Source organism: Streptomyces sp. NBC_00878 (genome assembly GCF_026341515.1).
GTDB lineage: Bacteria > Actinomycetota > Actinomycetes > Streptomycetales > Streptomycetaceae > Streptomyces.
On sequence record NZ_JAPEOK010000001.1, the window covers coordinates 3,615,517 to 3,630,654 of the forward strand.

Below are 15,138 nucleotides of genomic sequence, written 5' to 3' on the forward strand. Positions count from 1 at the left end.
GACTGTCATCCGCGACATCCGGCGGACGACGCCCGCGAGGGGGGATGTGTTCATGGCGCGTATCGCACGGTGGACGGCTCTGGCCGCCGCCGCGTTGCTGGTGGCCGGCTGCAGCGGCTCGTCCGGGGGCGGTGAGGACGAGAGCAAGGACGACGGCAGGCCGCCTGCCGCGGCAGCCTCCGACACGACGGGTCTGCCCGCTTCGCTCACCTCGCAGAAGCTCGACTGGAACAGCTGCGAGGCCACGGCGAGCGGCTCCACGCCGGGCGACGACTGGCGGTGCGCGACGCTCAAGGTGCCACTGGACTGGTCGAAGCCGGCCGGCGAGACCATCGGCCTCGCGCTGATCCGCAGCGAGTCGAGTGGTTCCCCGGAGAAGCGCATCGGCTCGCTGCTGTTCAACTTCGGCGGACCGGGCGGTTCGGGCGTCGACTACCTGCCGCCGTACGGACCCACGTTCTCCGCGCTCAACGAGCGGTACGACCTGGTGAGCTGGGACCCGCGCGGCGTCGCGGCCAGCGAGGGCGTGCGCTGCCGGGAGAACAAGGAGATCCAGACGGCCGAGTCGGTCGACACCACGCCGGACACCTCCGCCGAGGAGACCGCGTTCCTCCAGGACGCGGCCGACTTCGGCAAGGGCTGCCAGGAGTCGGCGGGCAAGCTCATGGGCCACGTCTCGACGACCGACACGGCCCGGGACATGGACCTGATGCGCCATGTCCTCGGCGACCAGAAGATGCACTACTTCGGCATCTCGTACGGCACCGAACTGGGCGGCGTGTACGCCCACTTGTTCCCCAAGAACGTGGGGCGCCTGCTCCTCGACGCGGTCGTCGACCCGAGCGCCGGCATAGTGGGCCACGCCAAGAACCAGGCCAGGGGCTTCCAGCGCGCCCTGGAGGACTACCTCAAGTCCACGGGCGAGGACCCCGAGGAAGGCTCCCAGAAGATCGCGGACCTGCTGAAGCGCATCGACTCCGAACCGCTGTCGACGGCGAGCGGCCGCGACCTCACCCAGCAGCTGGCCCTCACGGGCATCATCTACCCGCTCTACAGCAAGTCGTCCTGGCCCGCCCTCACCAGCGCGCTCGCGGCGGCCGAGGACGGCGACGGTACGGAACTGCTCGCGCAGGCGGACAGCTACAACGACCGTGACGCGTCGGGACGCTACGGCACGACGACGCATTCACAACGGGTCATATCGTGCTTGGACGCCAAGGAGCGGCCGACGCCCGAGGAGGCGCGGAAGCTGCTCCCCGAGTTCCGGAAGATCTCGCCGGTCTTCGGCGATTCGATGGGCTGGGACACGGCCGGCTGGTGTCACGACTGGCCGGTGGCCGGTCAGCGCGAGACGCCGGAGGTGAGCGCGCCCGGCGCGGAGCCCGTCCTGGTCGTGGGCAACACCGGCGACCCGGCGACGCCGTACGAGGGCGCCCGCAAGATGGCCGACGAGCTGGGCAAGGGGGTCGGTGTGCAGCTCACCTGGAAGGGCGAGGGACATGGGGCGTACGGGAGCGGGAGCGACTGTGTCGACAGCACGGTGAACGACTACCTGCTGGACGGGACGGTGCCGGAGGACGGCAAGGTCTGCGAGTAGCCGGCCGGGCGGCCCCTACCAGGAAAGTCCGGTCCGGGGCGGTCGCGCCCTGGGCAGTCGCGCCCAGGGCGGTCCTGTCCGGTGCCGTCCTGCGCGGGACGGTCCTGCCCGGGACGGTCCTGCGCGGGGCAATGGAAACGGGCCCGGCACACCCGGTGCCGGGCCCCTCCTCCGAAGAAGGCGTACGCCTAGTACACCGGCTTCTCCGGCTCGATCTGGTTGACCCAGCCGATCACGCCGCCGCCCACGTGCACGGCGTCCGCGAAACCGGCCGACTTGAGGACCGCGAGGACCTCCGCGCTGCGGACACCCGTCTTGCAGTGCAGGACGATCTTCTTGTCCTGCGGGAGGGTCTCCAGGGCGGTGCCCATGAGGAACTCGTTCTTCGGGATCAGCTTGGCGCCGGGGATCGAGACGATCTCGTACTCGTTGATCTCGCGGACGTCGATGATCTCGATGCTCTCGCCGTCGTCGATCCACTCCTTGAGCTGCTTGGGAGTGATCGTCGAGCCGGCGGCCGCCTCCTGGGCCTCCTCGGAGACGACGCCGCAGAAGGCCTCGTAGTCGATGAGCTCGGTGACGGTGGGGTTCTCGCCGCAGACCGCGCAGTTCGGGTCCTTGCGGACCTTGACCTGGCGGTACTGCATCTCCAGGGCGTCGTAGATCATCAGGCGGCCGAGGAGCGGCTCACCGATGCCCGCGAGGAGCTTGATGGCCTCGTTGACCTGGATGGAGCCGATGGACGCGCACAGCACACCGAGGACGCCGCCCTCGGCGCAGGAGGGGACCATGCCCGGCGGCGGGGGCTCCGGGTAGAGGCAGCGGTAGCAGGGGCCGTGCTCGGACCAGAAGACCGAGGCCTGGCCGTCGAAGCGGTAGATCGAGCCCCACACGTACGGCTTGTTGAGCAGCACGCACGCGTCGTTGACCAGGTAGCGGGTCGCGAAGTTGTCCGTGCCGTCGACGATCAGGTCGTACTGGCTGAAGATGTCCATCACGTTCTCGGCTTCGAGCCGCTCTTCGTGAAGGACCACGTTCACGTACGGGTTGATGCCCAGCACGCTGTCGCGGGCCGACTCGGCCTTGGAGCGGCCGATGTCCGCCTGGCTGTGGATGATCTGGCGCTGCAGGTTCGACTCGTCGACCTCGTCGAACTCCACGATGCCGAGCGTGCCGACGCCCGCGGCGGCCAAGTACATCAGCGCCGGCGAGCCCAGGCCGCCGGCGCCCACACAGAGCACCTTGGCGTTCTTCAGCCGCTTCTGCCCGTCCATGCCCACGTCGGGGATGATCAGGTGGCGGGAGTACCTGCGGACCTCGTCTACGGTGAGCTCAGCAGCTGGCTCGACCAGGGGTGGCAGCGACACGGGGACTCCGTTGGTCGGTCAATCACTACAGTTGTTCTCCCCGTAACACTGCCACGCCCTTCTTCATTCCGAGACACCTGTTCCGATCCGCGAGACGATCTCGTCCCAGTAGCCGGGCATGCTCTCCCAGGGGTCGGCCGAACCGCCGTGGTCCGTGCGGTCGGTGAAGTAGATCGTCGAGGCTCCCTGCCAGCGGGCGATGCGCAGCGCCTCGTCGAGATGGCCGCGGGGCACGCTGTGCACGAAGTGGCAGAAGCGCTCGGGCGGGTACTCGGCGGTCCACTCCGCCACCTGCGACCAGCGGTAGTCGCTCCAGGGTCCGGTGAAGGTCACCAACTGGTCCGCGGTCTCGGCATATCCGGGATAGGGATGCGTGCCGTGGCCGAGGACGATGTGGCCCTCGTGGCCCCCGTCGCCGAGGAGCGCGCGCAGGGTGTCGGCCGTACGACGGATCTCGGGGAGTGCGGTCCGCTCCGTGGGACAGCGGTCCAGGAGGAAGCCGTCGACCTGGTACCAGTCGAGATAGCGGTGCGCGTCGGAGACGAGCTCGCGGAAGGCTCGTACGCCGTACGTCACGTCCAGGCGGCCGAGGACCCGGACGCCCGCGTTGCGCAGGCGCCCGGCCGCCTCCAGGCAGCGGGGGTCGGGGCGGCTGCCGGGGCCGTCGGCGACGTTCAGTGCGACCCAGTGCAAGGGGGTTCCGGGGCGGGTGAGTTCGCCCCATTCGACCGGGGCGACAAGGGGGTGCGCATAGCCGGGGATACCGAAGCCGACCCGTAAGTCGGTGCTCGCGGTGCCCGTTGCGGTGCTGGTCAGATGCGGCATGCCGCCTCCATCCAGATGTCGGCGAGGGATTCCTCGAGGTTGATCCGGGGGCGCCAGCCGAGCCGGTCGCGTGCGGTGCGCACGTCGGCCTGCTGCCAGCTGCCGCAGCCGTCCGGGTAGGGGTACGCGGCCGGGGCCGTGTGCTCCGGTTCGGAGCGGGGGTGGCCGATGGATGGCCTGACCGGGACGGGCGGTGCGTCGAGTTCGTGCAGGGCACCGCCGTAGCCGGCGACGCGCGCGAGGACGGAGGCGGCGTCGCGGAGGCGTACGGCACGACCGGATCCGATGTTGATGACGCCCTGAGCGGCGGAGAGGGAGGCGGCGTGGACGGCACGGGCGACATCGCGTACGTCGATGAAGTCGCGTTGGACGCCGAGGCCACCGAGTTTGAGTTCGCCGTCGCCGGACTGCATGGCGCGGCGCATGGCCTCGGCGAGGCGGCCGAGGGGCGAGCCGGCCGGGGTGCCGGGCCCGGCGGGCGAGAACACCCGCAGGACGACGGCGTCCAGACCGGACCCGAGGACCAGTTCGGTGGCGGCGAGTTTGCTGACGCCGTACGGGCCGCCGGGGCGGGGTACGGCGTCCTCGGCCGTGGAGGAGCCGGGCTGGCTGGGGCCGTACTCCGCGCCACAGCCGATCTGCACGAGGCGCGCTCCGCAGCCGCTGCGGCGCAGGGCTTCGCAGACGGTGGCGACGGCGACGGTGTTGTGCCGGGTCAGCTCGCGGGCGCCGCCGCGGGTGGCTCCGGCGCAGTTGACGACGACGCCGGGGTGCACCGCGTCCAGGAAGCGGGTGAGCGCGCCCGGGCTGCCGCTGGCGAGGTCGAAGCGTACGTCCGCGTCGTCGCCCCGGCCGAGTGCGGTGAGCTGCACGGCGGGGTCGGCGAGGAGGCGGTCGGCGACGAACCGGCCCAGGTATCCGTTGGCTCCGATCAGCAGCACCCTCATCGGGCGGCTCCCGGGGCGGATTCTCCGATGCGGAGGGTGATCATCTGGCGTTCTCCTTCAGGGTGTTGCCGTGGGTCGTGCGGAAGGCCCGCGGTGTCGGCCCCGCGGGAAGGGCGCTCGGCACGGGGGCCGGGCGCCGGAGACGGTTCACGGCGTGTCGCCGTGTGCCGCGTGGGCCGAGGCCCGGGTGAGGGTCTTGGTCGCGTGGATCAGGAGGACCAGCGCCGCGCCCCCGCACACGAGGGCCGGGACGGATCCCGGTCCCCAGGCGGCGGCCACGGTCTCGACGGGCTGGGCCAGGAGCGAGCAGCCGGGCAGACGGCCCGCGAAGACGCTGGCCAGCGCCGCCGTCTCGGCCATGCCCGCGGCCGCGAGGATGACGGCGGGAGCATGGGTGAAGCCGTGCGCGGTGAGGAGCCGGGCGAGCAGCAGCAGCGCCCCGAGGGCACCGGCTCCGGCGTACGCGGGGGACTCGCCCAGCCATGCCCCGCTGCCGGCGAGCAGTACGCCCAGAGCGCAGAGGAACAGGCCGAACACGCCCAGGAGCGTGGGCCTGACGGAGGAGGCGAACTCTTCCAGGCCCCGGCTGGTGGCGAGTAGGCGCCGGGCGCGTACGGCGAAGAGGTGGGCGCACCAGGCCGCCGGGACGACGGCCAGGGTGAGGGCCAGGACGGAGGCGAGGGCGATGGGCCAGGGGCTGCCGGAGCCGCCGGTCGGCGGTCCGTCGGGGCCGCCCTCGATGCCCGCGGCGAGCAGGCCGTCACCGAGGAGTGCGTAGGCGAGGAGCCCGCAGGTCCACGCGCGCGTGGAGGTGGTCGGGTGCCACGCGCGTGCGGCGCGCAGCGGGCCGCGGCGTACGGCCGCGCGCAGGGCAAGGGAGACGGCGAGTACGCCCACGACGGTCACCGCGAGACGCGGCCGTCCCTCCGTGAGCCGAAGTCCGGTCACGGTCGCCGCGCACAGGGCGCCCGGCAACAGGGTGAGCAGGGCCCAGTCGGCGCGCACCCTGGGGGTGTCGGGTGCCTCGGACCGCGGTGCGGTGTCACCGACGCGGGGCACGCGCGCGTACATCTCCTCGGCGAGCGAGAACACGTCCCGGTGGCGGAAGCGCGTGGCGGTCCGGTCGGTCACACCGTGCGCCTCCAGCCCCGCGGCGATCTCCAGTGGGTCCACCGCGTGCTCGCACAGTTCGCGGTGGCGGTGCATCAGGGCCTTCACGGGGTCGACGGCACCGCGCCGGGCGGAGAGTTTGCGGTCGGCGGGAGGTCCAGTGGTGGGTGCGGAGGGTCTGCCGTCAGGATCAGCCGGTTCGCTCACGGGAGCGAAGGAGCTGTCGTCGGCGGCGGCACCTTCCCGCCCGTAAACGGAGGCCTCGCGGCCGGCGCGAGCCGGTTCACTCCCGGAGTCCGAAGCCTCGCGCCCGGCGCCGGCCCGCTCGCTCACGGAGGCCGATGCCTCACGGCCGAGGCCGACCCTCTCACTCCCGCAATCCGAAACGTCAAGGCCAGCGCCAGGCCGCTCACTCCCGTAGGCGGAAACCTCTCGGTCGACGACAGCCCGCTCGCTCCCGGAGCCCCATGCCTCACGGTCGACGACAGCCCGCTCGCTCCCGGAGCCCCATGCCTCACGGTCGGCTTCTGGCCGCTCGCGCCCGGAGATCCATGCCTCACGGTCGGCTTCTGGCCGCTCGCGCCCGTAAGTCGAAACCTGACGGTCAGTGGGAGTCCGCTCGCTCCCGTAGGTCGGAGCCTCGCGGTCAGTGGGAGCGGTTTCGCTCGTGTGAGCCGTGTCCGTCGTCCTAGGCGCGGCAAGGCGGACGTCCGTCACGCTGGATGTTCTGGACGTTCCATGCCGGGCATCCGCGACCCGCGACTCCCCCAACTGCACGTCCACCACGCGGATCTCTCCCGGTTGGACGTCGACCACCCTCGTCTCGCCCACCTCGGCATTCGTGATCCCCGACTCCTCAACGCCCATCAGCCGCTCCTCGGACCGCGCGTCCCATGCACCGGTGCTCCCCGGCGCCCGGGGTCCGTCCGCGCGCCCCGTCCGTCGCTGTCCGTTCACCACGCCCCCTCCCTCGCAGGCACGGCCTCGCCGGAAGCGGCTCCCGAGGAGGACCCGAGGGGGACGCCCCGGGCCGGCGGTCCCGCCGCCCAGCCCGGCCCGGGTCTGCCCGCGACCGGTCGTGTGCCGGAGTCGGCCCACCGCCCGGGCACGTGGGCCTCGGCCGTTACGGCGAACGGCAGGGGCTCGCCCGAGGCGCCGACGACGACCCGCCGGACCGGACAGTGCGTGACGATGTCGAGGTAAATGCCGTGAAATGCTGTGGTGTTCTGCTCGACGGTGAACAGTTCGAGTGCACGCGCGCGTGCCGCCGCACCGAGGCGCGCACGGCGGTCCGGGTCGCGCAACAGGGAGACGCACGCCTCGGCGAGCGCCCGCGGGTTGCGCGGCGGCACCACGAGACCCGTACCGCCGATGACCTCCACCACCGCGCCGACATCGGTGGACACCGTGGCGCGCCCGCAGAACATCGCCTCGACGAGGCTGATCGGGAAGCCCTCGACGACGCTGGACAGGACGACGACGGCGCCCGTCGCGTAGGCCTCCGGGAGGGTCGGTACGTCCGGTCCGCCGATCTCCTCGAAGGAGACGGGGCTGTCGCCGACGCTGTGCACGCCGTCGGCCCCGTCGGGGAAGAGTTGCGCCGCCAGCGTCTTGCAGTGCGCGAGATAGGTCGCGCTCTCCAGCCCCTCGGCCGGCGCGCCGACGATCCTCAACCGCGTCTTGGGCTCCTGCATGCGGATCTCCGCGAAGGCGTGCAGCAGCGAGATCAGGTCCTTGGCGGGTTCGATGCGCCCGACCCACACCAGGGTGTCCGCCTCGGCGGTTTCGGCACTCTCGCCCACGTCCGAGAAGCGGGAGGCCTCCATGCCGGGATAGACGGTACGGATCTTGGCGCGGTCGGCGCCGCAGCGCTCCTGCCAGCGGCGGGCGTGCGTGTTGCCGGGCGTGATGACCTCGGCCTGCCGGTACGTCTCGGCGGCGAGCCGACCGTAGAACGCGGCGAGCAGCGCCCGCGCCGAGGACGAAGCCATCCGGCCCGCCAGATCCTCCCGGGCACCGAGATAGTGCGCCCGCAGCTGCACGCCGTACTCCGTGACCAGCAGGGGTATGCCCGCGAAGTGCCGAGCCAACAGCCCGGGCAGGGCCGCCGCGCCGCCGGACGTGGCGTGGCAGAGGTCGACCGAGCCGAGCCCGTCGTCCTCGTACCAGTCGAGCGACAGCGGGCGCAGCGCGCGCTCCACCTGGGCGGCGACGGCGAGCAGGTCTGGTACGCGGGCGCCGCGTGCGGCACGCAGTGCGCCGGGCGCGCGACAGGCGCGCTCCAGAGCACGCACGGCGGTCTCGGAGCGCAGGGCGCCGACCAGGCCTCCCTCGTCCCGGGCGAGTTCCGCGAGCCCGTACAGCGCATTGCCGAAACGGTCCGCCACACCCCCGGAGGCACCGTCGGCCACTCCTGCGGAACCGGCCGACCTCACGGATCCCCGCGTCCCCGCCGTTCCCGACGTCCCCGCCGTCCCCGGCGACGCAACCGAACCCGCCGACTCGGCGGACCCCGCGGGCGCGTCCCCCGCGCACACGGCCGCCGCCAACTCCCCGTAGCACTCGGCGAACCGCCGCCGCGCCCGTCGTCCGTACCCGACACCGTCGTCGTCCGCGGTCCACAGCGGCGCGGTGCGTACGCGGCTGACCTGGGGCGGGAGCTCGATCCAGCCCTCGTCCTCCTGCCGCTCGCTGCGGCTGAGCGCGTAGATGTCGAACTCGTGCTGCCCGAGCCCGCGCACGAGCCGGTCGCACCAGAGCCTGGCGTCACCGCTCACATACGGATAGCCACCCTCCGTAAGCAGTCCGATGCGCACGAGCGCACCCCCGATCTCCCGTATGGGGAGCCGCCGTTGACCCGGCGGCTCACAGCGGGACGAACGTATGCGGACATGACGGTGGCGCGATGGACGGTTGTCCATCGCACCACCAAAAGGGGTGAACGGTCGTAACTTTCCCGTGCGGGTCGCGTTCTGTCGCGCTAAGAGATCAACCGAACACGTTTCGTCATGGCGCGGCCGGTTGTTGACGACGGGTCATACGCCGCGCTGTGGGCGGGCCCGAGTTCGACGATTCCTGTCCGGTTCCGCGGAATGCCGTCAGTTCCCGGGAAAGGCCGCCAACTCCCGGGAAAAGCCCGTCAGTTCCCGGGGAAGTCCCGTCAGCTCCCGGGGAAGGCCCAGGGGTTGGGCCGGCAGCGGATTCCGTCGTGGTCAAGGAATTTGGTCTGCTGCTGCATGACGGGAGCGAGCCCGCCATCCACACTGCAGCTCACATGGCCGAAGCCGAGCCGGTGGCCGACCTCGTGGTTGATCAGCATCTGGCGGTACGGGTACATCTTGTCGCCGTACGTCTCGGCACCCTGGGCCCAGCGATACGCGTTGATCATCACGCGCTCGGTGGCGGCCGAGTCGCAGGAGACGTTGTCCTCTTTGGTGTCGAGGCCCGACTTGGCACACCAGAACGCCGTCGTCCCGGGACTTGCCAGAGTGATGACGAAGTCGGACTTCCCGGAGGAGACCCGCTCGAAGGTGCGGTCGCCGTCGTGGGCCCAACTCCGGTCGTCGTTCAGGGTTTTCTGTACGGCCTTGGCGAAGAGCCCACCGTCGAGACCGAGGCCCTTCTCGACGTCGACGCGATAGGTGTACTTCCGCCCGCTTCCCGGCGCCTTGTCGAATCCGGAGACCGCGGCGAATTGCCCGGAACCCTTGAGATCGGCGGCCAGCGGATATTTCGTCGCCATCTGCTGGGCGTACGACAGCGTGGCCACACCCTCACCCGCACCCGCCGACGCGGACGGGACCGGCCGGCCGTCGGTGCGCGACGCGGAGTCCTTGACCCCCTCATCGGCGTCGCTCGCGGTCTGCGGGCGTGCGGAGTTGTCATCGCGCCCGTTGATGGCCTGCGCGGCCACGACGACCGCCAGGACGGTGATGACCGCGGCGGCCGCGATACCGGTGAAGGCCCGGCCCTTGCCTCCCCTGGCCTTCTCCGGCCGCGACTCTGGGGGCTCCTGATCGCCTGGGCGCGTCCTGTGCTCGACCTCGTCGTCCCAGGCGGTGGCGGAGGTGCCGAAGGCGTACGGGTCCGCGCGGAGCGCCGCCGAGGCGGCCGAGCGGGGCGCGAAGGGGTCGTCGACCTCGTCGAAGGCATCGAGGTAGGCCTGCCGGGCGCCGCGGGCTCCCGCCGGGGGCGGCGCCTGCCGCTGCCGGGGGACGGTCGGACCGAGGCGACCCTGCGGCACGCCTTGACCTTGGCCTTGACCAGGGCCTTGGCCTTGACCTTGGCCTGGACCGGGTCGGGGTCCAGGTCCAGGTCCGTAGGGAGGTCCCTGCGGGGATGCCCGAGGTACTCCGTACCCGACGCCCGTCCCCGGCGGCCCACCCCTCAACTCGCCCCAGGAACCGCCGGTTTCCCGCTGCTCGGGATGTCCACCGCGCACCCGCGGTACGCCATGAGCGGGGGTGCCGTCGGGATAACGCGGCGTGCCGTGCGCCGGAGTCCCGTCGGGAAGTCGGGGAAACCCATGCGCGGGAGTGCCGTCGGGAAGCCGAGGCACTCCACCCGTGGGCGGGCCGGCGGAGAACCTCTGAGGTCCCCCAGCGGGCGCGCCACCCGCGAAACCTGAGGCCCCACCCGGGGCCCCACCAGGAGGCATCCCGCCCCCGGGCCGCTGAACTCCCTGCCCCGGAAGGGCTTCCGGCCCTCGGGGCGTCCACCCGTCGGGCAGCCGGGGCACGCCCCGGGACGGCGTCCCGCCCATCGGCGGCGGCGAAGGCTGCTGTCCGGCGGGACCCTGACGACGCCCGGCCCGTTTCCTTGTCTGCGGTTCCGGTTCCGGTTCTGGGCGGGCAGCGGGAACTACAGGTATGTCGGCGGTGTCCCTCTTGGGGGCGGATCCGCGGCGGCGGCTGTGACGTCCCACGGCCGCCTCAGCTCCTCACGCCGGTGGCGCCGATGTCGGCCAACTCGCCGGTGTCCGCGAGGAGTTCACGGAAGGCCCTGGCGACGCTCTCCGGGTACTCCATCATCGCCACGTGCCCCGCGTCAGGCAACGACAGCAACCGGGAATCGCGGAAGGCGCGTGCCGCCGGCTGGGCCATGCGGTACGAGACGAGCTGGTCACGGCCCCCGTAGACGAGGAGCGTCGGCGCGAGGACACGCTCGGCCTGGCGCCACAGTCCGTGCTGACCGCCCAGCGTGTACGCGTTCACGATGCCGCGTGCCGAGCGCGCCATGGCGTCCCAGAAGTAAGGGAGGGCGAGCCTCCGCTCCATCTCCTCGACCGCGTTGCGGAACCCCTCGGGCGTGACCATGCCGGGGTCGCCGTAACAGAGCGCCGTGACACCTCGTACGCGCTGTTCGGCTGACCAGCCCTTGGTGAACCTGGTGAACAGGCCCGCCACCCCGGGCAGAGCGAGCAGCGCCGTCGGCATGGCCGTGCGCTGGACCCGGATCTCCGGGAGCGCCGGTGAGACGAGGGTGAGTGTGCGGACGAGATCGGGCCGTACGGCGGCGACGCGCGTCGTGACGGCACCGCCCATCGAGTTCCCGAAGAGGTGCACGGGCCCGCGCTCGGACGCGTCGAGATAGCGGATCACCGCACGCGCGTGCCCGGTCACCGAGTAGTCGCCGTCGTCCGGCGGCGGCGAGTCTCCGAAGCCCGGCAGATCAACGGCCTCGCTGTCCACGAGGCCGTCCAGGAGGGGCATCAGCGCCGACCAGTTCTGCGAGGAACCGCCCAGCCCGTGCACGTACAGCGCGGGCGCCAGTCCCTTCCGGGCCGGCGGTCTCGCCCGGACCGTCAGCGTGATCCCGGGGAGCCCGACCGTGCGCAGCCGCTCCCCCGCGGCCACCCTGACGGTCCCGACCTTGGGCACGACGGAAGTAGCCATTACGGACGGCAGTTCGGTCGAAGACATGCGGCAATGTTACGAGACCATCACACCTCAGATCGTGTGTTCGCAGTCACAGATCCGGTGTCGCCCGGTGGCCTGGGCCGATGCCCGGGTCAAGGCGGAACCCCGAGACGGAAGGCGGTACGCCGAAACGGGCGGAGGCCGGACCGATGCGCAGCCGGGGACGGGACACCTGCGCAGCCGGAACCGGACGGCGGCACGAGCAAGAACCGGACCGCGACAGGGGCAGGAGCCGGACGGCGCCACGAGCGAGGACCCGACGGCACCACAGACGGGACCGGACAGCGACGCAGGCAGGGGCGGGGCGGCGGCGCGATCACATAGCGTCCCGATCTCGACTCTCATACCCTTCGTAGACGAGGGCACTCGTACTCGCACAAGAGCGCACTCGCACCCACTCGGGAAGAGGACACATGACTGTCGACCCCACCGACCCCGAGACCATCGAGGACTCCGACGACACCGAGTTCGATGTCGAGGCCCCCGAAGCCGACGCGGCCGAACAGCGCGCGGACCTGGCATCCCACCGCGACGTACCGCCGACGGACGCGGACCCGGCCAGCGCCAACGAGGCGGACCTCGCGGAACAGGCGAGAGTCGTCGAACTCGACGAGGACGACTATCGCTGAGCCGAGATGATGCGAACCGAACAGACGCGACCGCCCGGTATACCCCTTGATCGTGCGCTCTGCGGGGGTTTCACCGGCGTCCGGTCCGTGAAATTCTCCGCTCGCACCGCGCACACCACGGTTACCGAAAAGTACGATGGCGATGCGGCGCTCACCGCATGTGGACGATTTTGGGAGGCGGCGTGACAGCCATCGAGCAGACAGAGGCGGCACGCCCGCGGGGCACACGCCTGCCGCGCCGTGCCCGACGCAACCAGCTCCTCGGCGCCGCCCAGGAAGTGTTTGTTGCGCAGGGATACCACTCGGCCGCGATGGACGACATCGCCGAACGCGCGGGCGTCAGCAAACCAGTGCTCTACCAGCACTTCCCCGGCAAGCTCGACCTCTACCTCGCGCTGCTGGACCAGCACTGCGAGTCACTGCTGCAGGCCGTACGGGCCGCCCTGGCGTCCACCACGGACAACAAGCTGCGCGTGCGGGCGACCATGGACGCGTACTTCGCGTACGTGGAGGACGACGGCGGCGCCTTCCGTCTGGTCTTCGAGTCGGACCTGACGAACGAGCCCGCGGTGCGCGAGCGCGTCGACAAGGTCACGTTCGAGTGCGCGGAGGCTATCTGCGAGGTCATCGCGGAGGACACCGGTCTCTCCAAGGCGGAGTCGATGCTGCTGGCCTCGGGCCTCGGCGGACTCGCCCAGGTGGTGGCCCGCTCCTGGCTGCACAGCGACCGCAGCGTGCCGCGCGACCAGGCAGTGCAGTTGCTGACCTCGCTGGCGTGGCGGGGCATCGCCGGTTTCCCGCTGCACGGCAACGAGCACCACTGACGTCACTTTGTTCCCACCCGATGTTCGCTCCTGGCGTTCTCGGGCGGACCGTGTACGTCCCCTCACCGGGCTAATGTGTGCTGCGTACGGCGCGGACGAACGCGCACATCAGTGACCGTCGGAGGGACATAGCCGTGGAGGTCAAGATCGGCGTGCTGCACGCGCCCCGCGAGATCGTTCTGGAGAGCGGTCAGACCCCGGAAGAGGTCGAGCGCGCGGTGTCCGATGCGCTGGCCGGCAAGTCGCAGCTGCTCAGTCTCGTGGACGACCACGGCCGCAAGGTCCTGGTCCCGGCGGACCGCCTGGCCTACGTGGAGCTCGGCGAGCCGACGGCCCGCAAGGTGGGCTTCAGCGCGCTGTAGGGCGATGAGAAAGGGGCTCGGTGGCAGCTGCCACCGAGCCCCTTTTCCATGCGTTCGTCTCTCCCGTTTCCAAGCGCTCGCCCCTCGTGCCCGTGCTTCACATCTGGAGCACAAGTCGCCCACAGATGAGGATTGCATTCCGCAGGTCACGGGTATGACGGGCTACGACCGAAGTGCACACGGCCGTGCGGGAGGGACCCCCTGATGTTCTTGGAAGCGCTCGGCTCCGCGATCCTCGGTCTGGCATTGGCATGGGCGGCCGCGTACCGCCTTTCGCACCGTCTGCCCGCCCGACGCCTCGTCATCCCGACGGGCATCGCGGGAGCCCTCTTCGGCGCCTTCCTCACCCATACCGCCCTGGGATCCGTCGGCTACCTGCCGGTGATGCTCGGCGCGGTGGCGGTCTCCGCCGCGTCCATCTCCCTGCTCCTACGCCCCGCGGGAAGACTCAGCCGCCACTCGGCAACGGTATGAGCGACGAGTCCGACGGTTCCGATTCAACGGACGCCCACTAGCTTTTAGGGGCGCGGGGCTGTGACATATGCGGCTCCTCCCCCACTCTCGGCTTCTCCCCCACTCTCGGCTTCGCTCGAGCGGGGGGACCCCCATGAGCGGGGGGACCCCCATCGTGGGCGCGACCAGCCCCCACGCACCCGCAGAAAACAAACAACCCGCAGAAAAACGAACCGGCGCCAAAAAGGTCAGGCGGCCAGCCCCAACGCAGCCATCCGCTTGGTGTGCGCCTCAGTGATCCGCGAGAACATCCGCCCCACCTCGGCGAGATCGAACCCATCGGCCACCCCACCGACGAGCATCGTCGACAGGGCGTCCCGGTCGGCAACCACCCGCTGGGACTGCGACAGCGCCTCCCCCATCAACCGCCGCGCCCACAGGGCGAGTCGCCCGCCCACGCGCGGGTCCGCGTCGATGGCGGCCCGCACCTTCTCGATGGCGAACGACGCGTGCCCGGTGTCGTCGAGCACGGCCAGCACGAGCCCCCGCGTATCGGAGTCGAGCCGGGCCGCGACCTCCCGGTAGAAGTCACTGGCGATCGAGTCGCCGACATACGCCTTGACGAGCCCCTCCAACCAGTCCGAGGGCGCCGTCTGCTTGTGGAAACCGTCGAGCGCGGCGACGAACGGCTCCATCGCCTGCGTCGGCTCCGCCCCGATCTCCGTGAGCCGGTCCCGCAACTGCTCGAAGTGGTGGAACTCCGCCGACGCCATCTTCGCCAGCTCCGCCTTGTCCGCGAGCGTCGGCGCCAGCTTCGCGTCCTCCGCGAGCCGCTCGAACGCCGCCAGCTCCCCGTACGCGAGCGCGCCGAGCAGGTCCACGACCGCGGCGCGGTACTGGGGGTCGACGGATGCCTTGGCCCAGTCCTGGGCGGCGACTCCGGTGGGTGCGGCAGATGCGTCGGAAGCGTTGTCAGGCGTCGTCATGAAGCGCACAATAGCCCGCTCACCGTACGACGGAAGGCCCTGGTCAATCAGTGTGACGACGACTACGTGACCAAATCCGCCATCGCATATGCGCGATTCCGGGGTATGGTGGTAATGCGC

The 15,138-nt window shown here is 71.1% G+C and carries 13 protein-coding genes; 5 read left to right on the forward strand and 8 right to left on the reverse strand.

Annotation, left to right across the window (positions count from 1 at the left end; all coding sequences use genetic code 11):
• Window positions 1–52: 52 nt before the first annotated feature.
• Window positions 53–1,597, forward strand: a complete 1,545-nt coding sequence (locus OHA11_RS14995) for an alpha/beta hydrolase (protein WP_266496387.1) — start codon at window positions 53–55, stop codon at window positions 1,595–1,597.
• Between the two features lie 188 nt (window positions 1,598–1,785).
• On the opposite strand, the gene moeZ is transcribed toward OHA11_RS14995, so the two are convergent.
• The 7 genes from moeZ to OHA11_RS15030 all read right to left on the reverse strand — a co-directional run bounded on the left by moeZ (window position 1,786) and on the right by OHA11_RS15030 (window position 11,767).
• Window positions 1,786–2,964, reverse strand: a complete 1,179-nt coding sequence (moeZ, locus tag OHA11_RS15000) for an adenylyltransferase/sulfurtransferase MoeZ (protein ID WP_266496389.1) — start codon at window positions 2,962–2,964, stop codon at window positions 1,786–1,788.
• A 63-nt stretch (window positions 2,965–3,027) separates the two neighbouring features.
• Complete coding sequence (locus tag OHA11_RS15005; RefSeq protein ID WP_266496391.1) at window positions 3,028–3,789, reverse strand: spherulation-specific family 4 protein; 762 nt, start codon at window positions 3,787–3,789, stop codon at window positions 3,028–3,030.
• Complete coding sequence (locus tag OHA11_RS15010; protein ID WP_266496393.1) at window positions 3,777–4,736, reverse strand: NAD(P)-dependent oxidoreductase; 960 nt, start codon at window positions 4,734–4,736, stop codon at window positions 3,777–3,779. Before OHA11_RS15010 ends, OHA11_RS15005 begins: the two co-directional genes overlap by 13 nt.
• Window positions 4,737–4,883: 147 nt before the next feature.
• The gene (locus OHA11_RS15015; protein WP_266496395.1) at window positions 4,884–6,179 is read right to left on the reverse strand and encodes a hypothetical protein; all 1,296 of its coding nucleotides are present in this window, start codon (window positions 6,177–6,179) and stop codon (window positions 4,884–4,886) included.
• Window positions 6,180–6,799: 620 nt separating this feature from the next.
• The gene (locus OHA11_RS15020) at window positions 6,800–8,662 is read right to left on the reverse strand and encodes a DUF3492 domain-containing protein (protein ID WP_266496398.1); all 1,863 of its coding nucleotides are present in this window, start codon (window positions 8,660–8,662) and stop codon (window positions 6,800–6,802) included.
• A 344-nt stretch (window positions 8,663–9,006) separates the two neighbouring features.
• The gene (locus OHA11_RS15025) at window positions 9,007–10,770 is read right to left on the reverse strand and encodes a DUF3152 domain-containing protein (RefSeq protein WP_266496400.1); all 1,764 of its coding nucleotides are present in this window, start codon (window positions 10,768–10,770) and stop codon (window positions 9,007–9,009) included.
• 7 nt (window positions 10,771–10,777) lie between these two features.
• Window positions 10,778–11,767, reverse strand: a complete 990-nt coding sequence (locus OHA11_RS15030; RefSeq protein WP_266496402.1) for an alpha/beta fold hydrolase — start codon at window positions 11,765–11,767, stop codon at window positions 10,778–10,780.
• Between the two features lie 410 nt (window positions 11,768–12,177).
• Here OHA11_RS15030 and OHA11_RS15035 point away from each other — a divergent pair, with 410 nt between their 5' ends.
• From OHA11_RS15035 to OHA11_RS15050, 4 genes are all read left to right on the forward strand, one after another.
• Window positions 12,178–12,393, forward strand: a complete 216-nt coding sequence (locus tag OHA11_RS15035; protein WP_266496404.1) for a hypothetical protein — start codon at window positions 12,178–12,180, stop codon at window positions 12,391–12,393.
• A gap of 182 nt (window positions 12,394–12,575) precedes the next feature.
• The gene (locus tag OHA11_RS15040) at window positions 12,576–13,217 is read left to right on the forward strand and encodes a TetR/AcrR family transcriptional regulator (protein WP_266496407.1); all 642 of its coding nucleotides are present in this window, start codon (window positions 12,576–12,578) and stop codon (window positions 13,215–13,217) included.
• 134 nt (window positions 13,218–13,351) lie between these two features.
• Entirely contained in the window at window positions 13,352–13,579 is a 228-nt protein-coding gene (locus OHA11_RS15045) for a DUF3107 domain-containing protein (protein ID WP_266496409.1), read from the forward strand.
• A gap of 204 nt (window positions 13,580–13,783) precedes the next feature.
• A complete protein-coding gene (locus tag OHA11_RS15050) occupies window positions 13,784–14,053 on the forward strand; it encodes a hypothetical protein (protein ID WP_266496412.1) in 270 nt (89 codons plus the stop codon).
• 227 nt (window positions 14,054–14,280) lie between these two features.
• On the opposite strand, the gene OHA11_RS15055 is transcribed toward OHA11_RS15050, so the two are convergent.
• Complete coding sequence (locus tag OHA11_RS15055) at window positions 14,281–15,018, reverse strand: ferritin-like fold-containing protein (protein ID WP_266496415.1); 738 nt, start codon at window positions 15,016–15,018, stop codon at window positions 14,281–14,283.
• Window positions 15,019–15,138 lie beyond the last annotated feature (120 nt).